The 25,483-nt window shown below is 54.9% G+C and carries 23 protein-coding genes; 5 read left to right on the top strand and 18 right to left on the bottom strand.

Going from position 1 to position 25,483, the window contains the following annotated elements; all coding sequences use genetic code 11:
• Positions 1–18 precede the first annotated feature (18 nt).
• The 5 genes from G477_RS0109740 to G477_RS19275 all read right to left on the bottom strand — a co-directional run bounded on the left by G477_RS0109740 (position 19) and on the right by G477_RS19275 (position 6,243).
• On the bottom strand, positions 19–720 hold the full coding sequence (locus G477_RS0109740) for a phosphoadenylyl-sulfate reductase (protein ID WP_026697793.1): 702 nt from the start codon (positions 718–720) through the stop codon (positions 19–21).
• A complete protein-coding gene (gene cysC, locus G477_RS0109735; protein ID WP_035211734.1) occupies positions 717–1,328 on the bottom strand; it encodes an adenylyl-sulfate kinase in 612 nt (203 codons plus the stop codon). Before cysC ends, G477_RS0109740 begins: the two co-directional genes overlap by 4 nt.
• A gap of 4 nt (positions 1,329–1,332) precedes the next feature.
• Positions 1,333–2,568, bottom strand: coding sequence for an SLC13 family permease (locus G477_RS0109730; protein ID WP_026697791.1), 1,236 nt, complete (start codon positions 2,566–2,568; stop codon positions 1,333–1,335).
• Between the two features lie 22 nt (positions 2,569–2,590).
• Positions 2,591–3,754 carry a sulfate adenylyltransferase gene (gene sat / locus G477_RS0109725; RefSeq protein WP_026697790.1) on the bottom strand — a complete coding sequence of 388 codons (1,164 nt, stop codon included), beginning with the start codon at positions 3,752–3,754 and terminating at the stop codon, positions 2,591–2,593.
• Positions 3,755–4,602: 848 nt separating this feature from the next.
• Positions 4,603–6,243 carry a pyridoxal-dependent decarboxylase gene (locus tag G477_RS19275; protein ID WP_051287893.1) on the bottom strand — a complete coding sequence of 547 codons (1,641 nt, stop codon included), beginning with the start codon at positions 6,241–6,243 and terminating at the stop codon, positions 4,603–4,605.
• Between the two features lie 159 nt (positions 6,244–6,402).
• Here G477_RS19275 and G477_RS0109715 point away from each other — a divergent pair, with 159 nt between their 5' ends.
• Entirely contained in the window at positions 6,403–7,128 is a 726-nt protein-coding gene (locus G477_RS0109715; protein WP_026697789.1) for a hypothetical protein, read from the top strand.
• Between the two features lie 39 nt (positions 7,129–7,167).
• On the opposite strand, the gene G477_RS19270 is transcribed toward G477_RS0109715, so the two are convergent.
• Together G477_RS19270 and G477_RS0109705 are read right to left on the bottom strand one after the other, a co-directional pair.
• Positions 7,168–7,836 (bottom strand): haloacid dehalogenase type II, encoded by a 669-nt coding sequence (locus G477_RS19270; RefSeq protein WP_051287892.1) that lies wholly within the window; start codon positions 7,834–7,836, stop codon positions 7,168–7,170.
• Positions 7,829–8,344, bottom strand: a complete 516-nt coding sequence (locus G477_RS0109705) for a GNAT family N-acetyltransferase (RefSeq protein WP_026697788.1) — start codon at positions 8,342–8,344, stop codon at positions 7,829–7,831. The genes G477_RS19270 and G477_RS0109705 overlap by 8 nt, the downstream gene beginning before the upstream one ends.
• A 73-nt stretch (positions 8,345–8,417) precedes the next feature.
• On the opposite strand from G477_RS0109705, the gene G477_RS0109700 reads away from it, so the two are divergent.
• From G477_RS0109700 to G477_RS0109685, 4 genes are all read left to right on the top strand, one after another.
• Positions 8,418–8,888, top strand: coding sequence for a hypothetical protein (locus G477_RS0109700; RefSeq protein WP_026697787.1), 471 nt, complete (start codon positions 8,418–8,420; stop codon positions 8,886–8,888).
• Between the two features lie 515 nt (positions 8,889–9,403).
• Positions 9,404–11,656, top strand: a complete 2,253-nt coding sequence (locus G477_RS0109695) for an EAL domain-containing protein (RefSeq protein ID WP_035211732.1) — start codon at positions 9,404–9,406, stop codon at positions 11,654–11,656.
• Positions 11,656–13,269 carry a thiamine pyrophosphate-binding protein gene (locus tag G477_RS0109690; RefSeq protein WP_026697785.1) on the top strand — a complete coding sequence of 538 codons (1,614 nt, stop codon included), beginning with the start codon at positions 11,656–11,658 and terminating at the stop codon, positions 13,267–13,269. The genes G477_RS0109695 and G477_RS0109690 overlap by 1 nt, the downstream gene beginning before the upstream one ends.
• 111 nt (positions 13,270–13,380) lie before the next feature.
• Complete coding sequence (locus G477_RS0109685; protein WP_026697784.1) at positions 13,381–13,800, top strand: carboxymuconolactone decarboxylase family protein; 420 nt, start codon at positions 13,381–13,383, stop codon at positions 13,798–13,800.
• Between the two features lie 215 nt (positions 13,801–14,015).
• Here G477_RS0109685 and G477_RS0109680 read toward each other — a convergent pair whose 3' ends face one another.
• The 11 genes from G477_RS0109680 to G477_RS19265 form a co-directional block, all read right to left on the bottom strand.
• Entirely contained in the window at positions 14,016–14,468 is a 453-nt protein-coding gene (locus tag G477_RS0109680; protein ID WP_026697783.1) for a hypothetical protein, read from the bottom strand.
• A 423-nt stretch (positions 14,469–14,891) separates the two neighbouring features.
• On the bottom strand, positions 14,892–15,815 hold the full coding sequence (gene htpX / locus G477_RS0109675; RefSeq protein ID WP_026697782.1) for a protease HtpX: 924 nt from the start codon (positions 15,813–15,815) through the stop codon (positions 14,892–14,894).
• Positions 15,816–16,174: 359 nt separating this feature from the next.
• Positions 16,175–17,158 (bottom strand): ring-cleaving dioxygenase, encoded by a 984-nt coding sequence (locus tag G477_RS0109670; RefSeq protein WP_026697781.1) that lies wholly within the window; start codon positions 17,156–17,158, stop codon positions 16,175–16,177.
• Positions 17,159–17,229: 71 nt separating this feature from the next.
• The gene (locus G477_RS0109665) at positions 17,230–18,618 is read right to left on the bottom strand and encodes an MBL fold metallo-hydrolase (protein WP_026697780.1); all 1,389 of its coding nucleotides are present in this window, start codon (positions 18,616–18,618) and stop codon (positions 17,230–17,232) included.
• A gap of 197 nt (positions 18,619–18,815) precedes the next feature.
• The gene (locus tag G477_RS0109660; RefSeq protein ID WP_035211729.1) at positions 18,816–20,027 is read right to left on the bottom strand and encodes an arginine deiminase; all 1,212 of its coding nucleotides are present in this window, start codon (positions 20,025–20,027) and stop codon (positions 18,816–18,818) included.
• A gap of 301 nt (positions 20,028–20,328) precedes the next feature.
• The gene (locus tag G477_RS0109655; RefSeq protein ID WP_026697778.1) at positions 20,329–20,682 is read right to left on the bottom strand and encodes a hypothetical protein; all 354 of its coding nucleotides are present in this window, start codon (positions 20,680–20,682) and stop codon (positions 20,329–20,331) included.
• 21 nt (positions 20,683–20,703) lie between these two features.
• The gene (locus G477_RS0109650; RefSeq protein WP_026697777.1) at positions 20,704–21,525 is read right to left on the bottom strand and encodes a hypothetical protein; all 822 of its coding nucleotides are present in this window, start codon (positions 21,523–21,525) and stop codon (positions 20,704–20,706) included.
• 18 nt (positions 21,526–21,543) lie between these two features.
• Entirely contained in the window at positions 21,544–21,753 is a 210-nt protein-coding gene (locus G477_RS0109645; protein WP_026697811.1) for a tautomerase family protein, read from the bottom strand.
• Positions 21,734–22,888, bottom strand: a complete 1,155-nt coding sequence (locus G477_RS20935) for a YbfB/YjiJ family MFS transporter (RefSeq protein WP_084406200.1) — start codon at positions 22,886–22,888, stop codon at positions 21,734–21,736. Before G477_RS20935 ends, G477_RS0109645 begins: the two co-directional genes overlap by 20 nt.
• A gap of 3 nt (positions 22,889–22,891) precedes the next feature.
• Positions 22,892–24,694, bottom strand: coding sequence for an oligoendopeptidase F (gene pepF, locus G477_RS0109635; RefSeq protein WP_026697775.1), 1,803 nt, complete (start codon positions 24,692–24,694; stop codon positions 22,892–22,894).
• Positions 24,695–24,804: 110 nt separating this feature from the next.
• On the bottom strand, positions 24,805–25,455 hold the full coding sequence (locus tag G477_RS19265) for a lytic transglycosylase domain-containing protein (RefSeq protein WP_035211725.1): 651 nt from the start codon (positions 25,453–25,455) through the stop codon (positions 24,805–24,807).
• Between the last annotated feature and the right edge of the window lie 28 nt (positions 25,456–25,483).

Genomic DNA, 25,483 nt, shown 5'->3' with positions numbered 1-25,483 from the left:
TCCCCCTTCTGCTGCAGATCAGCGGTGCAGCCCGCATTCTGTCTTTCCCGTTCCCTGCCATCGACCTTCCCGGCTGTCCCCATCTGCTGCACGCGTCGTACATGGAATGCAGCCGATGCTTGGGTACTGTTGATCGTGCAGTGGATTGTAATCCAGCTTGTGTGTCTCGATATAGCTCCAGACATCCTGCCACGTCCAATAAATAAACGGGCAGATTTTAATGGATCGAAAACGATGGTCCACCTGCACGAACGCTGTCTCCGCCCGGGACGGCGACTGATCTCTCCTGAGCCCGGAAAGCCAGGCTGCCGCTCCCGTCAATGCATCCTCGAGCGGCTTGACCTTCCGGATGTAGCAGCACTGATCCGGATCTCTTTTCCAGAGCGCAGATCCATAAGTGTCTGCCTGCTCCTCCAGTGACAAATCCGGCTGTTTCATGTGGATACGCAGGCTGGGGTAGCGGAGGCGGAGGCGGTCAATCAAGTCGTACGTTTCCTGGAAGTGAAGATCTGTATCCAGAAAGACCAGCTGCGCATCCGGCTTTTCTGCTGCAAGCATGTCGATCATCACCATGGCCTCCGCGCCGAAACTGCACGCATAGACGAGCTCGTCTCCGTAGCTTTCCACCGCCCACTGAATCACGCGGCGGGCCCCTTTTTCCTCGTCTTCCGGTTCCCAGGAGGCAAACGGGATGGGAGAAGGTTCTTCATACGTGATCATGGTTTCCCTCCTTTGAATAAGTCTCCGCGCTGTTCCAGGTATGTCCTCAGTGCAGCCGCTGCTTCTTCCGGTGTGCCGGTCCCGCTGTTGATGGTGATTTCCGGAGATTCCGGCGCTTCGTAGGGATCGTCAATACCGGTGAACCCTTGTATTTCCCCGGCTCTCGCTTTTGCGTACAGGCCTTTTGGATCTCTCGCTTCACATATCTCCAGCGAGCTGTCGACGAAAACTTCTACAAAGGCTTCTTCTCCAATGATTTGCCTCGCCATCTGGCGGTCTTCCCGATAAGGCGAAATAAAGGCCGTGATCGTCAGTACACCAGCGTCGTGCATCAACGCAGCCACCTCACTGATGCGTCGAATGTTCTCCTGCCTGTCCTCCGGTGAAAAGCCGAGCCCTTTATTGAGGCCGTGCCGGACGTTATCTCCGTCGAGCCGGTACGTATGAATGCCCTCGGCGTGCAGCATCTTTTCCAGCGCATCGCTGATGGTCGATTTTCCTGACCCGGAGAGCCCGGTCAGCCACAGAACAGGACTCCGGTGTGCTTTATGCTCCTGCCGTGCCTGTTTAGTTACTGATGAGTCGTGCCAGACAATATGACTACTCATGTGTTCATCCTCCTGTCCAGAAAATATAGACGGATCCTACTGTCACCAGCATGTAGATCAGGTTCAGCGGAATGCCTATTTTTAAATAATCAGTGAAGCGGTAGCCGCCCGGTTCATAGACGATCAAATTCGTCTGGTAACCGATCGGCGTTGCAAAGCTGGCAGACGCGGCAATCGCGATGACCACGAAAAAGGGGACCGGATCTGTACCCAGCTGCACGGCGGCTGCATGAGCAATCGGAAACATCAATACTGCTGCCGCATTGTTGGTGATCACTTCTGTAAATATGGTCGTTAACAAGTAGATGCCGAGCAGCACCCCGAGGAGTCCCATGCCGGACGAAGCATCGACAAAATACCCCGCCGCCCAGGCTGCCGTACCGGTCTGCTCCACCGCGTGTCCAATCCCGACGGCGCTGACGATGATGACGAGGAGCGGGAGGGGAATCAGCTGATGGGCGGTCCTGCGTGTAATGGAACCGGCTGCAAATAAGATGATCGCTGCGCCGAGCGCTGCCTGAAACATCGTTACGAGCTGCAGGGCCGCGGCGGTAATCATGCCAACCAGCACCACGATCGGCAGCATCGTTCTCGTTTGTTGATCCGAAGGCATTTCCATCGACACGGCGAAGGACCGTTCCGGCAGTAATTTATGGCCGAAAAGAAAGAGAAACAGCATGCCCGCCGCTCCTGCCGGCAGACTGGCAGCTGCCAGTTCAAACATGGAAAACCCCTGCATGCCTTCCTCCAGCATGAACCCGTGGATGATTAAATTCGTCGATGTGCCAATCAACGTGAGCGTGCCGCCAAAAATCGCGGCATAGGACAGCGGGAGAAGCACTTTAGAGGGTGCGATCCCCCGCTCCCTGCACCACCGCTGGAGCACCGGGGTAAGCATCATTACGACGGGAGTGTTATTCAAAAACGCGGACAGTCCAGCCACCGGGATCATCATCGGTACCAGTGTCCCACTCCGCCTGCAGGCCTGGAGCACGCTGGAGGCGAACGAATGAAGCAGGCCGCTCTGCTGTACAGCTCCTGCTACAAGAAACAGCAGTGCCACCGTCCAAACGCCTTCATTGGCAGCTCCGCTCAGAGCACTGGATGGCTCCAGCAGCCCCGCTGCTACAAGCAGCACGAGTCCGCCGGCGAGTGCAGAAGCAGGTTTGATGATTTCGCTGATGAGCACCAGGAGAAGCAGGCAGATGAACCCAATCATCAGGGCGATTTCTACGGTCATTCCTGCTCCTCCTCCTCTCCTGCTACTGCTTGACCGCCGGCTCCTTCATTCCTGCAATGAGCACGTCCGCTACTTCCGGACGGGAGAACGCTTTCGGCGGTTTTTCTCCTCGTCGCAGCATCTCCCGAACTTTCGTTCCGCTGAGGTGCACGTGATCAGCCGCGTCATGAGGGCAGGTTTTAGCCGTTCCCATGGCTTCACACGCCGTGCAGTAGAAAGCATGTTCGAAACGGAACAGCTGAATCCCGATTTCGTCTTCCCATGACGCTGCATACTCCTGCGCTTCGTATGTGCCGTAATAATCACCGACCCCCGCATGGTCACGACCGATGATGAAGTGCGTGCATCCATAGTTTTTGCGGACGAGGGCGTGCAGCACGGCTTCTCTCGGTCCGGCATACCGCATGGCCGCTGGATAAAGCACCAGCCTGGTCCTGTTCTTTGGATAGTATCGATCGAGAATCACTTCGTAGCTCTCCATCCTGACAGCAGCAGACACATCGTCCGATTTCGTCTCACCGACAAGCGGATTCAGGAGCAGTCCGTCCACTGCCTCCAGCGCACATTTCTGGATGTATTCGTGTGCCCGGTGTACCGGGTTCCTCGTTTGAAACCCAACGACCGTCTTCCATCCGAGCTCCTCGAACAACCGGCGGGTTTCTGCCGGTGCCAGATTGTATTCGTCAAAGGGTGCATGGGATGGCCGCTCCAGGAGGATAATGCTGCCGCCGGCATAATAGCCGCCCCCCTGGTACAGCCTTGCTGCTCCGGGATGCTCCGGATCGCTCGTCCCGTATACCTTTTCCGCTTCTGAGGCAGCATCGTACGCATAGATTTCTTCGACCTCAAGAATCGCGTAGATGATTCCGTCTGCTCCGCGCAGGGCGGCCTGCTTCCCGGCTTGTACCGTGTCGGCCTCTGCTTGCTTCAGAGGCAGCGTGATCGGAACAGGCCATGGTGTTCCATCCGCCAGGCGGCCTTCCTCGACCACCCGTTCATAATCCGCTTTCTTCAAAAAACCAGTTAACGGACTGAATCCACCAAGGGCAATGAGCTCCAGATCAGAGAGAGTCCAGGCTGAGATTTCCAGTACCGGCAGCGATGCTGCTTTCTGCTGCAGGGCCGCTTTCTCTGAAGGAGATGCCTCCCGTTGAATTAAGCTGCCGCCATGCGGGGTATTTACCATATCATTTCCTCCTCATAAAGTATTTACATCATTCATACCTGTTAACTATGAATTAAACGTAAAAAGAAAAGCCTTCCGGCTGTGAAAAAGTGTATGATCGTAATCATAGCCCCGTCCAACGCGAACTTCAACCTTTTTTTGAAAATTAGGATACATTTCACATAAGATTACTCAACTAAGTATTAAAAACTAACCTGCCCGATCAACAAGAGGGACATCGGCTGACCGGCATGCACACAAGAATAAAAGCGCGCAGCGCCTTTTGTTCGGAACGGCGTGCGGCGCAGGTTCTTTAAGGGAAGAAACCTGTTTATTCGTTTGGCTGTATTTCCCCTCTGCTTACCGGCGGAAGCTTGCCTTCAGCTATTTCTCAGGAAAGCCCCCCTGAGAAAGGATCTTCAGGCTGCGCTGATGCCACAGGCGTCCCCGCCGGACACGTCGGTGAAACGGATCTGCTTATTGGAGAAAGACGTCACGATACGCAGACACGAAGGCTATTCCGCTTTCATGGTAAATACGTTGAAGCTACTGGCATCCCGATTCCTCCTGGAAACGTCGCATGGGTAAAGTTCCGTCCGTATGTAACAAGCTCGTGCCTATGATAATCAGGCAGTTGAAGCGTACGGCCTGCTGCCGATATCGGAGGACCTCGAATACGAGGATCAGAACGAGGCGAAAATCCAGCGCCCTATACTTGAACAAAAGCGCGCACCGCCGTCTCCCTCGATGAGAACGTGTACACTCTTATTACCCAAAGAGGCCCTCCCCATTTTTGGGGAAAGGCCTCCGGTTTCATGAAGGTGAATGGGACCGCGGGACCATCGCCTGCCGCGGGCAGTGCTCCCCTGTTACTTGAAACTCCTGCCGGAGAGAAGTGTATCGGCTGCCGGGCCGGGTCCTTGGTGCTTCGTCTCCCTGCAGGGGAATGCACCCTCTTGGCGCAGATCTTCCGCTAACGTATCAAGCAGTTCCCGGCTCACATGCTTCATGGCAAACAAATGCGCATAATGACGCTTTTCCCCGTCGACATAGAGAGCTTCGCAGGAGAGCGAATACGTATCGACGATGTCCGGATGCGGCCGGCGGAAACGGACCGTGAGGGAGAGGGATGTATGCTCCACCCACAGATCATAGCAGATATCTTCTGCCACCTTCGTCAACACAGCGGCGGCATACGCTGCCATCTTCTGCATATGCACGGCCTGCGCGACGTGATCATCCTCTGACATGCGCGCGAGCTGGTCCCACATATACATCGCGGCCAGACTGCTGCGCGAGCCGGCAAACGTAGTGTCCGGTGCACCGATGTACATAGGATCATCCGGCGGAAGCAGCTGATATTTCGTCTTCGTCATGTAAACCCCGCATGGAAAGGGCGCTCCGAGTGCCTTGTGTCCACTCATGCAGATCGACTGAATCTCCGGCAGACGAAAATCGAACACAGGAACTTCTTGCTCTGGAAGCAGTCCCCGGGCTGCGGCTTTCTCGACGTAAGGCATATGCCCCGCGCCGAGAGCACCATCTACATGAAACCAGAATCCGCTGCGCACATCCGTATATTTCTGCCCATTCTTCTCGTACACGATGGTGCGCTCGAGCATCCCATACGCCTCCAGGAGCGGAGACAGGGCCTCGACAGCGCTCTCCACTGGATCATACGCGCCTTTGAATGTCGTCCCATAGTTGAAGCAGACAAAAATCGGATGCCCTTCTGCCAGAAAGTATTCGACTAGTTTTTTCAGTGCCGGCACATAGACAGCGCCGTCCAGGTCTGAAGGCACTTCCCTCGGCCATCCCCGTTCCCCGATATACTCTTTGGAGAATCCGTCCGGATAGTCCGCCGGATACGAGAGAGGACAGCTGCCGAGCTGGGTTCCGAGGCTGTAAAAGGTATCAAAAGCGAGGACACGCATCGCTTTGACAATCGAATAGTGGGTATCCTGTGAGAAGAACGCAACCGGACGATACGCGTTCGGATTTTCCAGCCGCTCATCCGCCTGGCTGTACTGCAGCCCCGCGGCTCTGGCAGGTTTCCCGCTCCGACTCGCCCGGTCTGCCTCCGCTTCCGCATCCTCTTGGGAGAGGAGCAGTTTTCCCGATAGATAGTCTCGTGCATTCCAGATCGCGTACACGTTCCCCTCCGTACTGCCCATCGAGAGCGTATAGCCCCAGTAGGAGTTGCCGTTCTCATTCGCATGAGGCGTCTCGGCGTGCCAGAGCGAAGCATAATAATCAAGCACGGCCCGCTCCATCTCTTTGCTGTGCATGGTCATGTTCCCATCCGTAAACGGATCGCCGATGTTGTTTAAGTGCATCCCTAAAAAGGGGTGCAGTTCTTCCGAATACGACAGATCCTGATTGACCTGATAGCCAAGAAAATACCTCATCTTCTCCTGCATGCCGGCTGTCATTTGTTCATACACGCCGCTGCGCTCCGCCGGTTCAAGCGCCTCACCTGTCAATGCCAATACATCGTCCTTTGTCTTCATGGATGCAGCTCCTCCCCACCTGTTTCTTCCAGTGTAGCCGAAGCACCACAGTATTGTAACCGCTTTCATTAAAGTCTTGCAAATAAGAATATTCTGTCCCTCCCGCCGTGCCGCCGCACCTGTTACAATAAAACAGACGAAAACAGGAGGCTGTTTCACATGAGGGTTTTTCTTACGCTGCTTTCTGCTGCCGCGATGGTACCGGCATGCACAGAGAGAGATGGATCATTCTTTAACGAAGAGGACATGGAACGCGAACCGCGCCTGTTTGAAGAAGAACGGGAGGAAGTCGATACAGGGGACTGGTATGAGGAAAGCACCTCGGAGCCGGATGCCGAAGAGGATACATTTCACGGCACGCTGTCGCAGATTCATCAAAATGATGATCAAGTCGTCGTGGAAGCGCCGGAGGAGGATCGACGGCACGTCATTCACATTACCGAGGATACCGCAGTGGTGGATGAAGCAGGGAACATGCTCGGATATCAGGATATGGAGGAAGGACAGTCTGCTGCTGTCAGCCCGGCCCCGGCGCCGGATGATTTCAGCATCGAGGCGTCCGACCTGCTGCTCAGCGCGGCACCGGAACAGGAGAGCGGGTCCCTCCCGGATTCCGTGCTCGCAGAAAATGAAGGGGAATGGGTCGTGACGATCGCCGCACCGGAGGCTTCGATCACCGAAGCTACACTCAGAGAACTGCTGGATCTGCATCCGGATCTTGCAGCAGCCCAGGCGATGCATGCGGACAGCATCGCGGCCTATGCCGCTTCCGAATGGCAGATAGAGAGCTACCCCTTCTACATCGTCGCCGATCATGAGGAGGCGGTATTACTTACCGAAGAGCTCCGGGACATTCCCGAAGCGGTGGACGATGCCCGCGGCTGATCATGCCCGGCACAGGAAGACTCCCGGCAGCTGCTTCTCCTATTCACGACGAAGGAGCTGTTCAAGCCGGTGCAGAGAAGCTGCTTCGTAGGCAGGAGCCGGAAACCCTTGTTCAAACGGCACCTGGCTGCGGTTGATCCACAGCGTATCCAGCCCGGCGGCTGCCGCTCCGGTGATATCCCACGTATTAGAAGAAACGAACAGCACCTCCTCCGGTTCCAGCTGCATCGTATCAAGGCCGAATTGGTATGTTTCCGGGGCTGGTTTGAACCGGCGTATCTCTTCGACACTCAGCACGCGGTCCAGGCAGGCTGCCAGAATAGAACGGTCCGTTAACGGACGGAGCATATCGTAGGATCCGTTGGAGAGAATCACCCGGGCAGCTTTTCCGCCGCAGGCCTCCAGTACTTCTTTTGATTCATCGAATGGTTCGAGTTTCATGTATTCCTCAAACAGCGTCTCCCTGACATCCGCCCCTCCTCCTATGCCATACACGTTCATCACATAGTCCAGTGCCCGCCGCGTACAAGTGGAGAGCGGTTCCCACTGCCCGGTCATCTCCTTCGTAAATGCATAGTCCAATTGTTTCCTGCGCCAGAGCTGGCCGGCTTCTGCGGCCTGTTCTCCGACAAAACGACGGAGCGCTTTCTCCGGTGAACGTACATCAAACAACGTTCCGTAAGCATCAAGAAAAACGGCTTTATACATGTTCTGACTCCTCTCTGCCGATCCAACGGCTGCGCTTCTCCATGATGATCGTGTCTTTCCAGCACCCATTCTTTCTGGCAATCTTCTCTCTCCGGCCGACCGTGCGGAATCCAGCCCGGCTGTGGAGGCGGAGACTCGGTTCGTTGTCTGCAAAAATCGTTGCCTGCAGGGTCCAGATGCCGGCTGCTGCCGCCTCTTCTTCCAGAGCGGCGAGCAGTTCCTTTCCTATACCCTGTCCCCGAGCCCATGAAGCTGCATAAATACTGACTTCCGCTGCACCAGCATACGCACGGCGCGCGGAGACTGGTGCCAGGGCGGTCCAGGCAGCCATGACACCGGCTGTTTCCACCATGAGCCTTCCCCTCTGGAGGTGCACCCGGTCCCAATCGTCCCAGTCCGGCACGATCTCCTCAAACGTAGCATCCGGTTCCTGAATGCCTTCCTCGTAAATCGCTGCGGCCGCCGGCCAGTCTGCTTTCATCCATGCACGTATGTATCTCTCTGTCATATTGGCTTCCTCCTCCCGTATTCCCCCGTGTTCCTTCCTGTGATACAATCTTCTTCGGAAGGAGCGATGACGTATGAATCAACGACAAAAAACACTGGCCATTGGTGGTACACTCGGCCTTGTCCTTTTAGCTGTTTTTCCGCTTCTCGCGGAAATGTATTATCTTCCTCTTTATTACAGCCTGCTAGCAGGTGCAGCCCTATACCTTCTCTACCGGGTCAAGAATCTGCCGGCGGTCCATGAACGATTTTACCAGAAATGGCGCAGCATCCGCCATTGGCCGAAGCAGGCGAGGCTGATCCGGTCGATTGCCCGGCACCTGCCGTTTTTCTTGATTCTCCCTGCTCTCGGACAGCTGTTTGCCAACGGCATTCTGCCATGGCAGCTGCCTAAGGCATTTGGATTTGGCACGGTGATCCTCGCTGCAGCAGCGCTGTCTGCTGCGTCCGGGCTGGCAGCGAACGCTTCGCTGAAAGAACAGGAGAAGCTGTTTGAAAGCCTCAAATTCGATAAGGAATATGAGCCGGAGCAGCAAACGTCCTGATTGATCCGGAGAACCATCGAGGGCGTCTGCGTGGCCGAACAGCGAGGCTGACTAGAGCGCAGAGCGCCTTTTGACCGGAACGGCGTGTACCGCAGATTCTTTGAGGGAAGCACCGGTTCTTCCTGCTTCCCGAGCAGCTGGAGCCGTCGTCTCCTAGTATGAGAACTTTCTTAAACTACTAGAAAAAGCTCGGCTGCGCCTCTCCCTTTGGGTGAAGGCGCAGCCTTTTTTGAGCATCGAATGGTCAGGAGTGATACCATGTTTGCTTTCATAATAAACCAGAAGCATCTCCACAGCAGTCAGGCGAATGCCGATTGGTCCATTTTATCCCATTCTCCCCCCTCCCCCTTGCCGACAATAATATACCTACCGCACTTCTGTTACTTTTCGCGAAGCTTCCTACCTACTTCCTATCCTGTCTTTTTTGCGATAGACACACTGCCTCACTTACAGGTTTTTCCGTGACAACGCTTTTTGAAAACACGTATACTGAGACAAAAGGAGGGGATCAGTCCATGCTGAGAAACAAGCTGGAAACTGCACATCAAGAATGCCGCCAACGTGGAATGGACCCTGCGGAAATCAGGCGTCCTTCTGAAGTCCTGTCGGAAGGAAAGCTGGCAGAGAAGCGCCAGTTCTACTCGGATATTCTGGAAGTCGTTCACGCTTTTTCCCGGCAAGTGCTTCGTTCCCTGGAGGGGACGCCGCTGTTGATCGTCATTTCTGATGAGCAGGGGTATATCCTGGACATTCGCGGGGATGCTGCAATCCAGGAGATGATTCAGCAGCTCGGTATTGAAAGCGGAGTCCGCTTCACGCTGACAGACCTCGGTCCCAACGTCATTTCTCTCGCATTAAATGAGCAGAAACCCGTGGCGCTGATCGGCGACGATCATTATTTTCATTTTCTTCATGCTACTGCCTGCTACAGCTCCCCTTTTCGGTATACCGATGATAATACCCTGCTCGGCTCTATTTCGATCATGACTACCATGGAGCATGAGAACTATTTGTTCCACCATATGCTGACCAACGTCGTCGGTTCGATTGAGCGGGAACTTCTGCTTCGGAGGCAGAATGATAAATTGAATGTGTTGAACCAGATCATGATGGAGCGGACGCAGAACGCGGTGATTGTCACAGATGCCCGCGGGGTGGTAACCGAATACAACGCATCTGCCGAACAGATCTCCGGGTTTGACCGTGACAACATTCTCGGGCTGAGCATTTTTGATTCTTCTATCACAGGGGACTATTTTGAACAAGTACTCTGTGAAGGCAAGATTTATAAAGACGTGGAAATTGATGTCAAAAACGACGGCCGCCCGCAGTACATCTGTCTTTTCGATGCTCAGCCGATCTATGATGCGAAAGAGGAGCGAATCATCGGCGGTTTTGCCCAGCTCCGCGATATTACCGAGCGTCACCGACTGCAGGAGCAGTACAACTACCTCGCTTATCACGACGAGCTGACCGGGCTCCCGAATCGGCGCTTCTTCCAGAACGAACTGGAAAAACTCATGCACCGCCGCGAAGCGGACACAGGGCTGCTGCTGATTGACCTGGACGGCTTTAAAAGCATCAATGACACATTCGGACACAGCAATGGTGATCAGCTGCTGCAGTCCGTCGCTCAGCGCTTGAATGCTGTCATCAGCCGCCGCGGCCAGCTGTTTAGAATCAGCGGAGATGAATTTCTCGTTCTCGTGCGGCATTTGAGCGGCGAATGCCAGTTGAACGAGATAGCTGCTTCGATCCTGCGCGAATTCCAGCACCCGTTCGATATTGATGACCGAAGTCTGCACATTACGGCGAGCATCGGCGGCGCAGTATACGAACAACAGCCGCCGAACCTCGAGTCGTACATGGTGCATGTCGATGCGGCGATGTACAAAGCGAAATCTTCAGGAAAAAATGATTACCGGATGTTTTCTCCGGAAATGCACCTGCATTCCCGTGAAGATTTAATGATGGAAAGTGAATTCCGCCGGGCGCTCGACCGGGGAGAACTCGTGCTGCATTATCAGCCTATCGTCGATATCAACACGGCGTCGATTGCCTGCTGCGAAGCCTTGATCCGCTGGCATCATCCGGAACATGGGCTGCTTTCCCCGGGGAAATTCATTCCACTCGCAGAACGAACCGGACTGATTGTACCGATGGGAGAATGGGTAATCCGGGAGGCGTGCCGGCAGCATCAGGCGTGGAAAGAGCAGGGACTCCCGCCTGTCCAGATCTGCGTGAACATCTCCGCCCAGCAGTTTTTGAAGCGGGATTTCGTGCAGAGCATCGCCGACGCCCTCGCCCTTTATGAAGTCAGCCCGGAGTTTCTCGACATCGAAATTACCGAATCGATGGCAATGGACTTCAACCATGCTGAACATGTCTTGAAAGAACTCCGCGGGCTCGGCCTGCACATCAGCATGGACGACTTTGGGACCGGGTACAGCTCGCTGTATTATTTGAAGCGGTTCAATATCCAGACGCTGAAAATCGACAAAACGTTTATCGATGACCTGTCCGGCTGCGAAGGGGACTCGGTGCTCGTCGGCACGATGCTTGCCATGGCGGAAACGCTCGGGATGCGGGCCGTTGCCGAAGGGGTGGAAAGTGACGTCCAGCTGCAGCGCCTGCTGGAACTAGGCTCTCCGTACATTCAGGGATTTTATTTTTCCGCCCCGCTTCCTGCAGAAACGTTTGCAGCGAACTATCAGCCACTGATCGATGAAATTAAACAGAAAGTGAAAAAAGGAGTCGATGAACATTGATGAAGAGCACCGCAGCTGTCCTTGCCGACCAATTCAAAGCCTGGGGAATCCAGCACCTTTTCGGCATTCCGGGAAAACCGGTTGTCCCCTTGATTCTTGCGGCAGACCATGCCGGCATTCCCTTCGTCCTCGCAAAACATGAAGGCGGCGGCGGATACGCTGCGGCAGGGGCCGCGATGACTTCCGGTCTGCCTGCCGTTGCTGTCGGTACGTCCGGACCGGGAGGCTCCAACATGGTGACCGCCGCTGCTCAGGCTTCCGCGCTCTATGCCCCGGTCCTCTTCATTACCGGTCACCCCTCTATCGGCGCTTCGACGAAACCTCAGGGACAGGATTCTTCCATGTATGGAACCGACCTTGTAAAACTTTTTGAACCGGTCACTAAGTTCAGCACGCGCATCGAACGGACGGATAACGTGAAAGCCGTGCTCGACTATGCTGTACATACCGCACTGAGCGGAAAGAAGGGCCCAGTCCACCTGTCCATCCCAGCCGATGTCCTGACCGCTGACATGGAACCGTTCCAGCTCCCGCTTCCAGATAGTCATCCGCTGCGATCCAGCCGGCTTGAAGAAGCATCCAGGCTGCTTGCCCAGGCGGAGCGGCCGATGATTCTTGCCGGAAAAGGCGTCGATGCCTGCAGAGCATACGAGGAGCTTCTCACTTTTGCTGAAAACTGGGAAATACCGGTCAGCACCACTCCGGGAGGGAAAGGCTGTATTCCCAGCCGGCACCGGCTCTCCCTCGGGGCACTCGGCCTCGGAGGCAATGAAGAACCGCACGCCTACATCGAGCAGGGCATTGATCTGCTGATTGTCTGCGGGTCCAAGCTGAGCGATATGAGCACCGCGGGCTGGCCTGCAGATCAGCCGCCAGAGCAGATCCTTCATTTTGACATAGATACGAGTGTGATCGGCCGCTCGTTCGCGGTGCCAGCGCTGGCGGTCGAAGGAGACCTGCGCTACAATCTGCGCCACTTTCCACTCCCGGATCAGGAAGTGGAAAGCCAGACGCTGCCGAACCTTCCTCGTCCTGAGGAGCCTGCATCAGGAAGCGCGCTCTCAACTGCCCGGGCCGTCCAGATGTTACGAGAACATGTACCGGAGGAGACCGTACTGTACGGCGATGACGGCAGTCATACGTTTTTTGCGATTCAGCAGTATGACATCCTCCACCCCGGCACGTTTTTCTTTGATGATGTATTTGGTGCCATGGGCCATGGCATCGGCCTCTCGATTGGCGCTAAGCTTACCGCACCATCACTGCCGGTCGTCTGCCTGACAGGGGATGGCTGCCTCTTTATGCACGGAACTGAAATTGCCACCGCAGTGGAAAACGATGCGGCCGTCCTGTTTGTGGTGATTAATAATCAGGCCCTCGACATGGTCGATAAAGGCATGAAGCGCCATCTCGGCCGCTCGGTCGGGACGACCTACAAATTCCCGGTGCATGCGGCAGATTTTGCTTCATCGCTTGGAGCTGCTTCCTCCAGGGTGAGCGATGAGGCGTCCCTCGCACGCGCGCTTGAGCATCTTTTTCCGCTGAAGAGCCCCTATGTACTCGAACTCGTGGTCGATACGGAAGAAATTCCTCCAACGATGCGCCGGGGGTGAGGCTTACGGGGGAAAGAGCCGCATGATTTATCCTGATTTTCCGGCCTGTCCTCCGCAGAAACGGTGCCTGTGTTAAAATGAGAGGAACCATTCAGGAAAGGGGCACCTGCAGTGAACAGAGACGGAGACGCTTATCAAAAAGGACTCGCTAAACTGCGCACCATGACCGATGATCAAGGCGTGCAGATGATTGAAAACTACAGAAATATCTCTCCCAGGTTTGTCGACATGATGGTCGGCTACGGTTTCGGGGAAGTGTACGACCGGGACGTGCTGGATCAGCAGCAGCGCACGCTGATCACGCTCTCTTCCCTCATTTCCCAAGGGGCATTCGAACAGCTGCCGTTCCATATCCGGGCGGCGCTGAAGGCGGGATTTTCAGCCGAGGAGATTGTGGAAGTGATGCTTCAGTGTTCCGCTTATGCGGGCTTCCCGAAAGCGGCAACAGCGATACGCATCGCAGGAGAAATCTTTGAAGAAAAAGGGATTTCCGCTGTCCGGGACGATGAGGAGAAGCCGGGCTCTCCCTGAGCAGGCCAGTGCAGTGTCCGCTTTTCGGGAAGCACGAAAAATGCCTTCTTCCCTCTAAAAACCTGCGGCGTCAAGGCACGCCGGTTCCGTGATGTCTATGTACAGACGAAACGCTTCCGACGATCCATTGTTTTGGATCATCGGAAGCGTTTTTTCCCTTATTTAGAGCTGGTTTGTTCCTGCTCTTTTCGTTTTTATTCATTTGGGGAGGGTATTCAGGAGTTGGAGGCTTTGTCCTCCACACGCTTCGGTATTTCCGTCACGTTGTCCTCATATACATCTCCATCCCATACTTCCACTTCAAAACGCTGGTCAGCTTCTGCCTGCTCTTCCGCATGCTTTTCCGCCATCCGGCGGTCAAACTCCTTGATGAAGCCTTTAATGACTTCCGTGTAGGAGGCGTCCTGATCGAAGAAATCGATATTCTTATGGACGAGCATGCCGTTTTTCATCAACTCAATACGGTAGCAGCGGTCTTCATACGCACTAGGCATTTTGATCAGCACGACATCAAACGTGCCGGCCTTGGCCTGTACCTCTCTCTTTCTCGCAACTTCCTTCCCAACAAGCGCGTCATCAGCCGGTGGTCTTGCACCAGGAGTGAACGCGGCGGACACCAGGACAACGAAACCGAAAAACATCATGACCATGAGAAAAAACCAAAGCATAGAGCAAGCTCCTTTCTGTCCTTTAGTATAGGTATACCCGAACCTGCAGGATACTTATCTAGTTCTATCGTCGACAATTTCTCCTGGTGCGGAAACGGAAGCAGCGGAAGAAGTCGGAACCGTTTACGGGCATCATCCACCCGTGGAAGTCAGTATAACATGAAGCATGAAAAAAGTGATAATCATATACTCCACCACCAGAAGAAACGTAAGCGCGGAGCGCCTTGTGATCGGAACGGCGTGTACCGCGGGTTCTTTGAGCGCAGCGCTCCTTGGCAGACGTCCGCCTAAAACGGAAGAAAAGGTGCCACAGAAATGAACCGCTGCCCCATCATTAATTTTAGAACCGAAGAATAGGGAGCTCTCGTATAGACAAAGGGACCGCCTCTGCTTTGTTCAGAGACGGTCCCTTCCTGCGTTTCTTTAACGCTCTTCCAGTCGTGCAATCCGCTCATCCAGCGGTGGGTGAGAAGAGAACAGGCGTGCTGCACTTCCCTTCGTACTGATTTTCATGGTTGCGACAGCAGAATCGTCGGTACGGTCCTGCTTGATATTCGCTTTCTCGACATGAGCCTGCAGGGAACGAAGCGCATGGGCCATTTTGTCTTTGCCGGCCAGATCAGCGCCGCCCCGGTCTGCATGGTATTCGCGCCAGCGCGAGTAGGCCATGACGACGAGACTGCCCAGAATCGAGAAGAGAATCTGAAAGATGAAAATCGCCGCAATGCGGACGATGAACTGCATCTCCGAGCGGACCAGTCGGGACACAAGCAGTGCCGCGATCCGGGAGAAGAACACGACGAACGTGTTGACAATGCCCTGCAGCAGCGTCATGGTGACCATGTCGCCATTGGCTACGTGGGCCACTTCGTGTGCAACGACGCCTTCAACCGCGTCATCATCCATGGACTGCAGCAGCCCCTGAGAGACCGCAACAAGCGATCGTTTTTTTGTCGGGCCTGTGGCGAATGCGTTCACTTCCGGAGACTGATAGATCCCAACTTCCGGCATATGCATAAGTCCAGCTGCACGTGAAAATCGATGTACTTTTTCAACGACATTCCGTTCATGCGCATTGGCAGGATTGTCCGGGTCGATGACTTTGACCTTCATCATCTTCTTCGCCATCACTCTCGACAGCGCCAGTGAAATAAAGGACCCTGCAAAACCAATCAAAATACTGAGTACACCCAGCGATACGTAGTCAATCCCAAGACCTCCAGCGTCTGCACCGAGATCATAGGAACGGTTAATATCCGTAAATGTTGTAATCACGGTCCAGGCAATGAGAATGGTCGTGATGACAAGGATATTGGTCAGAATAAACAAACCAACGCGTTTTCCCATATATTCCCCTCCACTTCTTTCAGCGATCTTTTCCGGCTTTATCGACAGCAGCCGCTATCCTTATATATTATACAGGAATTCTACCATTCTGCTCAAAGGAAAATCCGAAGAGAGTATCACAATTTCGTGAAATCGCAGGAAGATCGCTGCGGATCACGTCCGGGCAGCCTGAACAGGTTGGAGATTCACCCCCTTCCGCGAGCAGAAGCGGCCTGCTCACATGCCAAAAGGAACATAATCCTCTGCATGAGCCACTAACCTTATTTCCAGGTATACACGAAACGCTTCCGACAATCCATACGGGATCACCGGAAGCGTATTTTCATGAAGGACCCCGCTGCAGCAGAGCCGGCTTCTCTTTATTCGTATTCTTTTTCGATCGTTTTCGTACTGCGGACAGTATCAATATGCCGCACGTACCCTTCGATTTCTTCACGCTTCGGCTCGAGCTTCGGAGGAAGCGCAAGCTTTTCTCCTAGTGTTTCGTATGGTTCATCTCCGGTAAAGCCGGGACCATCTGTCGCGAGTTCGAAGAGAATCTGCGGTCCGCTCGGAATATAAAGAGATTCAAAATAAAAGCGGTCTACATGGCCGGATGTCTGAAAACCGAGTTCGCGGAGGTGGCTGTCCCAGGCATGGATTGCATCCCGGTCTTCTACACGGAACGCAATATGGTGCACGGTGCCGTATCCCTGCTGCGCAGGCGGAAGCACGGCATTATGCTCGACAAACAGCTGCGCCCCGTTGCCGCCTTCTCCTGTTTCAAACAGCCGGATCGAACCTTCCCGGTCTACTTCTTGAAATCCGTATGCTTTTTCGAGAATCTCGTGAAATCCTTCCGCAGGTTCAATCCGAATCTGCATCGGACCGAGGCCGGTAATGGCAAACTCTTCTGGTACAGGACCGCCCTTCCAAGGCTTTCCGGCCGGCACGCCGTTGTCTTTCTCATCCGACACGAGCATATACATCTGCTCATCGAAATCTTGGAACGTCAACAGCTTCTTGCCGAACATTTCTTTGATGCCCTGGTGCTTAACATCGAGACGGTCAAACCGTTTCACCCAGTAATGCAGCGCATCATCGCTCGGGACACGGAAGCCCGTTTTATACAATTCGTTGGTGCCGTGGCGTCCTTTCGGAATGCCGGGAAAATCGAAAAACGTCATGTCCGTCCCTGCATTCCCTTCATCATCTGCAAAAAAGAGGTGATACGTCTGGATATCATCCTGGTTCACCGTCTTTTTCACGAGACGCATGCCCAGTACATACGTAAAAAATTCATAGTTTTTTTCAGCACTGCTTGTAATAGCAGTCACGTGGTGCAGTCCTTTCAGGCCCTTCATCATGAAGCCTCCTCATTTAACTTTATTTTTGTAAGTAACTAATTAAAGTATACTTAATTTTATTCTGTACGTCAATGAGAAGCTTCTTCCGGCAGCCGGCGGGAACGCCAGCCTTTCAAGCCGCCGATCGTATCAATCACACGAAATCCCTGATTCTTCAGCAGGGAAGCGGCCGCCGCAGAACGGACGCCCGTGAGGCAGTAGACGTGCACCGGCTGCTCCTTGTCCAGGACTTCCCCGGCACGCTCGGGAATATCATGCAGCTTCACATGGAGCGCTCCCGGAACGTGGCCTTCTTCCCATTCATCATCGAGCCGGACATCCACCGCCTGGACCAACTCGTCCGCATGCAGATCTTCCGGTGTCCACTGGGGTATATGATGCAGGCTGCCTTTGACTGCTGCGGGTGGGAAAATACCCGCCGGCATGATGCCGATGCGGGCGCATTCGTCATAGAGTGCATCCGCGAGCTCCGGGGCTGCAATGAAGTAATGCGGCTTCGTATAATCCACCAGCCAGCCGAACCATTGAAGAAAGCCCGGCGTGTAAGGAAGGTTGATGCTGCCGGGCAGAAACCCTGCCGCAGCGGAAGGAGACGGTCTCGTGTCAATCACGACCGCTTCCTGATCCGCAGCCAGCGCTGCTGCTAATCCCGGCCGTGCATGCAGGATCCCCTTTCTCCGTTCTTCGGATAGCGGAAGCACGAGTCCCGGGTTGATCCGCTTCATTTCAGCAAAGTACACCGGCGGTTCCGGCTGTCCTTCCAGAAGGAAAGCGATAAAGGCATCCCGGCTGCTGAATTGAAGAGCCGGGTTGAATTTTTTCTCATACCCGATCGTGGAGGAAGGGACAGACCCCAACGATTTCCCGCAGGCACTTCCTGCGCCGTGCCCCGGCCATACTTGAACAAAACCGTCCAGTTCCTCCAGTTTTTGCAGCGACGCAAACATATCCTGCGCACCCTGCCTTGCCGTGTCGGGCTGATCTGCGGCCTTCTCCAGCAGGTCCGGTCTGCCGACATCCCCGACGAACAGGAAGTCTCCGGAGAACAACCCGATCGGCGCTTCCGGATTCGCTCCATCCGTCAGGAGGTAGGACACGTGCTCCGGCGTATGACCGGGAGTGTGCAGAACGTCCAGCCTATTATGTCCGACCCATAGTTCGTCCCCGTCTTTTACTCGAAGCACATCCACCTCTTTCGGGAACGTGTACGCTCCGTATCCAGATACGACGACCGTCGCACCGGCACGGTCGTTCAGTTCCCGCACACCGGAAACAAAATCCGCATGAATATGCGTTTCCAATGCCTTCGTGATTGTCAGCCCCTGCTTTTCCGCTGCTTCCAAGTAAGGAGCAATGGAACGCGATGGGTCAATGACGATGGCTTCCCCCGTCTTTTGACACCCGACGAGATACGATGCCTGGGCGAGTTTGTCATCATAGAAATGTTGTAACAGCATAGATATTCTCCTTTTTATGAAGCTTGTGAATCGTTCGTCGTTGATTTTTTCGCTTTCGGTGGACGCTTACTCAGAGGCACTGCCCTCGACGATGCAACGCACGTCGCTTGAGCGTCGCCGCTGCGACGTCCGGCATTATCGAAAAGACGTTGCCTTCTCGAGCCGTTTCAACTCACACGACGCAGCCACCGCTCTTTCTATGCTCTGCTGTCTCCACGTACGAGCGGCATACTCATGCAGCGTGGACCGCCGCGCCCGCGGACGAGTTCCGAACTTGGTACTTCCAACACCTGCAGGCCGTTCCGCCGCATCAGCTCATTGGATACGTAGTTCCGTTCATAGGTCACGACAACCCCTGGTGCAACCGCCAGCGTGTTCGATCCGTCGTTCCACTGCTCTCTGGCAGATGCGATTTTATCTCCACCGCCACACGGGATCATGTTGATCTCGCTCAGACCGAGTACTTCTTTTAACGCGGCTGATAAGCTGGACCATCGTGTAATCGTCAGGGGATCGCCCCGCTCCAGGAGAAAGATATTCATCTGTCCATCTTTATCTATCACTTCCGCATGCGTGGTGAACTGGTCGGTATCCACCATCGTAAATACCGTATCCAGGTGCATCGACGCCCGCTTTTTCGGTATTTCGACGACGACAACACGCTGAAAATCGGATGAGGCAAAGAGGGAAGCAGCAAGATCCTCCACGGCCCGCGCGGAGGTGCGTTCACTAACACCAATCGCCACTGTCCACCGGTCTAGTACGAGCTGATCGCCGCCTTCTACTGGGAAAGGATGATCCCTTGTCATCCACCGCGGCACGTGCTGGAGTCCGGCATCCTCCTCCAGAATGCATTCCATGAACATCGATTCCCGCTTCCGTGCTTCCTGGCTCATCGGATTCAACGAAATGCCGTGACCGATGACGGCAGCCGGATCCCGCGTGAAGTACAGGTTCGGCATCGGCGCAAGGTAGAAAGGATAGTGCTTCGTCATGAGTTCGTACAAATGCTGACGCCTTTGTTCAGGCAGCTCTTCTTTCCGAACGCCGGACATCATCTTTTCGACGAAAGCTCCTGCATCCAGATCGAGAAGATATTCTTTCAGCGCAGAAGCCGAACGCCCCTGTGCCATCATCGAAGCTTCCGCCATTCGCTCAAGAAAGCGGATCCGGGGCTCGTCGTCCTGAAGGCAGGTCGTCATCCAGTCATGCAGATAGACGACCTCGACACCCTGGCTGCGGAGCGTATCGGCAAACACATCATGCTCTTTCTGCATCGCAGGGAGGTAGGGAATATCATCAAAAAGCAGCTGGCTCATTTCATCGGGGGTCACGTTCTCAATTTCCCTGCCCGGGCGGTGCAGCAGCACTTTACGGAGCGGCTCGATTTCGGAGAATACTTGGAACATGGGCTCTCCCCCTTCTTTTTTCATCCATCTTCTTGTCTATTCCCTCTGAAGAGAAAGGAAAAACGTTCCACGAGCAGGCGCCAGCGGAAGCAGACAGAGATAAAGCCCTGTGCCTGCCGCCCCTTCGATGAGAAAGTATCCATGTTTATCCCAAGAAAAAACTCCCTTTACGTGTTCGTAAAGAGAGGTACCATGATTGTTTGAGGAAAGGACATGGCTGTCGGTCTTCCGAATCCGGGCATGGCACCCGGCAGCTGTTTTATGCTGGAGCAGGCCGTTCCTTCCGACCCATGCGGCTCGTTCAGGCGGACGGCTGCAGGGCAATGACGCCAGCAAAGAAGAGCAGGATCATCCACCCGAGCAGCACACCCCAGAAGACCAGCTTCTGCCGGCGTCCTCGATCTTCTTCTGCCTCTCCGCTGCCTTCTGCCCGGCTGACGGTCGTCATGCTGTTCGGTTTGGATGTCCCGTACACGGTAGGAACTGCCGCCCCGCTTGTTTTGACCAGCATGACCAGCATCACCGCTCCTGCAGCAAGCATGACAGCCCCGCTCACTGCGAGCAGGGCATATAAGCTGTCCGAAGCAAGGACGGCTACTACAGCCAGAATTCCGGCTGCAGCCGCTGCTGCCGTTCCTCTCATAGCGTTCTTCATACATAGTCCCCCTTTTTTCGACTACTCTCCTCGTTCCCATCGGTAGATATTTACAAACAATACCGAATAGACCGAAGCTGCAGCAACGTAGGTGAGATACACCGTACCTAGACGCACGGCCTCCGACAAGAGACTGAAGCCAAGGAGCGACACAACCGAAAGCTGCAGCACGGCTCCCCCAATACCGAAGACTAGAAGCACAAGGAAAAACAGCAGCGCTGTGCGCCCGGTATGATCCTGGATCCAGCTCCAGGACTGGATCAGTGCAGGTGGAGCCTCTCCACTTGCAATCAAACCGAGGTAGAGACTTGATTTAAGCAGTAGAAACAGCAGCATCGCCCCGCCAATCACGAAAAGCAGCAGCGAAATGATGCCTCCAGCGGGAGATCCAAGCAGAAGAAAAACCGCCATCACCCCCATCGATGCCACCACCACGAGCAGGGTCGAAAAAACAGCCTGCAAAGATAATTGGCCCGTCCGCCTCAAAATGGCACCGACACCATCGTTCCTTTCCTGCCGCAGCAGCACAAAGCTGATGACAAACAACGGCCACAGCAGAAATGCCAGTATGTTCAACAAAGGTTCCCACCACAGCAGCGATACGGCTGATGGTTCCGATCCCCCAGTCCAGAAAAGTTCCCACACCGGCGTGCCGGCTCCAGGTCCCGTCACCAGCGGCATCCCCAGCCCGGCACGAATGACCCATTCGAGGATGAGAGGCGGGGCAAGTAAGAGAAGGCTCAAAAGAAAAACCTGTTTTTTCTGATCCATGATCCAATGCCACGCGCGTCGGATCACTTCTTTCGCTGACATGATTCGTTCCCGGCCACTAGTTTCCGTCATCTGGATGACTCCTTCTTGTTACGATTCTTTCTTTCTGCGTTCGGTGATCTGCTCTCCCCCGAGCCCGTAGTTATCCGTGTCGATTTCATCAATGACCACGACCGTGGAAGCCGGGTTTTTCTGCAGCTTCTCAGACAGCAGGTCTGTCACCCCTTCGATCAGCTCGTGCTTCTGTTCTTTCGTCAGACCGCCGTGTTCATGCGTAACCTTAATATTCACGTATGGCATGCGTGCCCCTCCTTTCTTCTCGTATCATGTTCTGGATCAGAACGAGTGCTGCTGCGAGCGCCGCAGCCCCAAGTACCAGCGCCATCAACGGTTCTGTACGGACGATCACCCATGCGGCAGCCAGCGGCCCGAGAAGCTGCCCGAGTCCGTATCCACCAGTCAATACGCCGATAGCCCGCTGGCCGGTAATCGGTGCATACGTCATCGTTAACATCGTTATACCCATAAATGTCCCGCCAAAACAGATGGCGCTGAAAAGCAGAACCGCGACGCTCTGGTTCAGGACGGGAAGCAGCATGCCTGTCAGCTGCAGGACATAGGCCATGCGCAGAGCTGCCAGCGTCCCGCGCCTTCGTGCCACGACCGCCCAGAAAACACAGGAGGGCATCACACCAAGACCCACGGCAGCCCAGACGTAGGCAGGGTCGATGGGAAGATCGTCCATCGAGACAAGCATGGATACGATATAAGTAGCAAAAATGATATAGCCGAATCCTTCAAAGAAATAGGCGGCCGCATGTTTTTTCCGGTGCGGGCCGGATGCTCGCAGAACAACACCGGGATCTCCCACCTCTGGCACCTCTTCATGCCGATAAGCGGCCGCCGCCACTGCAAGAAGAAGGAGGCTCACGATACCGAAGCCGACCCAGGCGCTGTCCGCATCTTGGAACAACGGCGTGAGCGCTCCGGACAGAAAGATGCCGGCTCCGACACCGCCGAAGAGTATGCCTGCATACAGCATACCGTTCGGACGCGGCCGCCATGCGGCCAGAATCAGGGCAGAGACGAGAACAAAAGCGAGCCCGCTTGAGAGACCGGATAAAAAGCGGAGCAGGTGCATCCAGAAGAGGCTGTCTGTGTAGGCCATCGACCATGTGAACAGCACATTCGCCAACAGCAGAAGCAGCAGGCGCAGGCTCGATTTTTTCAACCGGACGGCTGCCAGAGCGCCGATCATGTAGCCGGCGTAGTTTGCAGAAGCAAGGGCTCCTCCTGCTGTTGTAGAGAGCCCCTCGACCTCCATCAGCGGAAGGATCGGTGTGTAGACGAACCGCCCGATGCCCATCACGAGCGCTAAAGCGATGGCACCAGCAGCCAGCGAACGGTACTTCTGCCACAGCGCCTGAGGGCTCACGGCCTACCTCTTCAGAGCGAAGAGGCTTTCCAGCTCCGAGACAATCCCATCTACATAGGCTACTGCTTCCTGAATAGGCGCTTTGGTCGTCATATCCACGCCGGCCTGCTGCATCAGCTCCAGTGGTTTCATCGTGCCGCCGGCTTTGAGCACATCGAGCCAAGCGGCCGCAGCTTCTTCTTCTCTCCCCTTCATCTGCTGCGCGGCCGCGGTCGACACCGTGAGGCCTGCGGAATACGTGTACGGATAGAGGCCCATGTAGTAGTGCGGCTGACGCATCCATGTCAGACCGGCACTGTCCGGAATCTCCACCTCTTCTCCCCAGAAGGCGCGCAGCGCATCTGTCTTTTCTTCGTTCAGCAGTTTCGCTGTAATCGGCGTCCCGGCCTCGGCATGGGCGTACACCCGCCGCTGCAGCTCACCTTCAAGAATGTGTGTAACAAAGTTATGGTAGTACGTCCCGAGCGACTGCAGCAGCACCCATCTGCGCGTTTTCTCGTCCGTGGACTGTTCCAGAATATGCCGGCTCAGAAGCATTTCATTCATCGTGGAAGGCGCTTCGATGAAATACATCGACGGTCGTGTATTCGAGAGACGCTGATACTTCTGTGCGAGCGCAAAGTGACCGGCATGGCCCAGCTCATGGGCCAGAGTGAACGCATCCTGCATAGAATGGTGCCACGTCACCAGGATGTACGGGTGCACGCCATAAGGACTCGAACAGAACGCACCGGAACGCTTGCCTTCGTTATCCGCATAGTCGACCCAGCGTTCGTCGATGGCCCGCTGCATGAACTGTTTGTATTCCGGGCCCATGACATCCAGCGAATCGAGCACGAGCGCAGACGCCTCCTCATAGGACATCTCCGGGTTGTTGTCCGGGTCGATCGGTGCCTTGAGGTCCGCATACGTCATCCGATCCAGGCCGAGCACCTCTTTTTTCAGCGCAGCAAACCGGCGCATGACCGGAGCCAGCTGCTCCTGGATCGTGTCCAGCTGACGGTGGTACATCGCTTCCGTCACTTCCTGTTTCGAGAGAAGCATGTGAGTCACCGAATCATAGCCGCGCAGGTTTGATTCGATCACCTGCTTTTTCACTTCCGTCGCATAGGCCGCCGCATACGTATGCTGATAGCGGCTCAGCTGTTCGTAGAAGGTCTCGTAGGCACGCCGGCGGACTTCTGTCTCCGGCGACGTTTCGTAGGAAGCAAACGAATTGAAGGTCAGTGGATGCTCTTTTCCGTCCGACGTCGGAAAAGAAGGAAAACGCAGATCCGATGATTTGCTCCGCTCGTAGATCATAAACGGAGCTTTATGTACTTCGCCGAAGGAAGCAAGTACCTTTTCCGCCTCCGGCCCGAGCCGGAACGGCTGTTCATCCAGCACCCGGTCCAGCGTACGCCGGAAATCCTCGAGCCTCGGCTCTTCCGCGATCATCATCGTGACTTCATCCGCCGTCAGATGCTGCAGTTCCGATTCCAGAAACGAGACGCCAGCCTGCACCTCTCCCTGCACCGAGGAAAAGGCCGCCGTCAGCGCCTGGTTTTCCGGGTCAGACCCATCTCCACTCTCCCGCAGGGAAGCATAGGTTCCTGTCTGCACCATATGGATCTGCAGCGCTTCATACGATGTTAACGACTGGTACAAGGATGCTCCATCTTTGGTCACCTGATGCTCCCACTGCTGCACTTCCTGGAGCATCGCAGGAATTTTGTCCATGGCTTTCTGCCATGCTTCCTGAGATGAAAATAAATCATCCAGATTCCATTTTTCCTGCTCTGGAATGTCTGCTCGCGTGCGTGCCATACTAATCATCCTCTTCCTGTCAAAGTCTGCCGTTTTATTTCGAACGGCGAATTACTTTCCAGTATAACGAAAAAAAGAGAAAGATGACAGAATCATTCGATATTCTGCCATCATTCTACGACGTATTCCATATCCTGCTCTTCCAGTTCTACTGTTTCGTACCCTGCTTCGTAAATCTCGTAAAATTCCAGGACATCGTCGACATACCAGTCGGCCCGGTTATAGTCATACACCGCATCCTCCAGCCGGCCGTCGGCAGCTCCGGCATCAGCCAGATAGTTGGCAGCGCTGAACACGGCGTCTTCGAGACTGTAAGGGTCCGCCTGACCGTTACCATCGGCGTCGACGCCATACCCGCCGTACTGGGCGATGACGTCCGGATCGGTCAGCTCGCTTTCACTAATATCTCCTTCCCCGAGTCCTTCGCAGGATGGATGATTCCAGCCGGCCCACGTACACGGCATAAACTGCAGATGCCCTTCTGCTCCAACAGGACTCACGAGGGTGTCCATCGTCGAAAACACCGTTTCAATTCGATGCACAGCGGCCAGGAGCCGCCACGGCACGCCGTATTCTTCTTCCGCCTCCTGGTAGACCGGGATGAAGGAGGCCGGTATTTCATAAGAGGCAATCTGCGGCTCCGGTTCCTCCGACTCCTCCTGTGTTTGTTCGTATATGGACGACACGCCCCAGAGCAGCACGAAGAAGAAAACGGCTGCTGCCAGAAAAATGCCGGCACCTTTGACCCCAGGTTGTTTCATGACGCTCACCTGCTTCCTCTCTCTATCA

It is taken from the genome of Alkalicoccus chagannorensis DSM 18086 (assembly GCF_000429725.1).
GTDB classification, from domain to species: Bacteria; Bacillota; Bacilli; order Bacillales; family Salisediminibacteriaceae; genus Alkalicoccus; species Alkalicoccus chagannorensis.
Note: the sequence above shows the minus strand (reverse complement) of the source record. Positions and strands in the feature narration are given on the sequence as shown.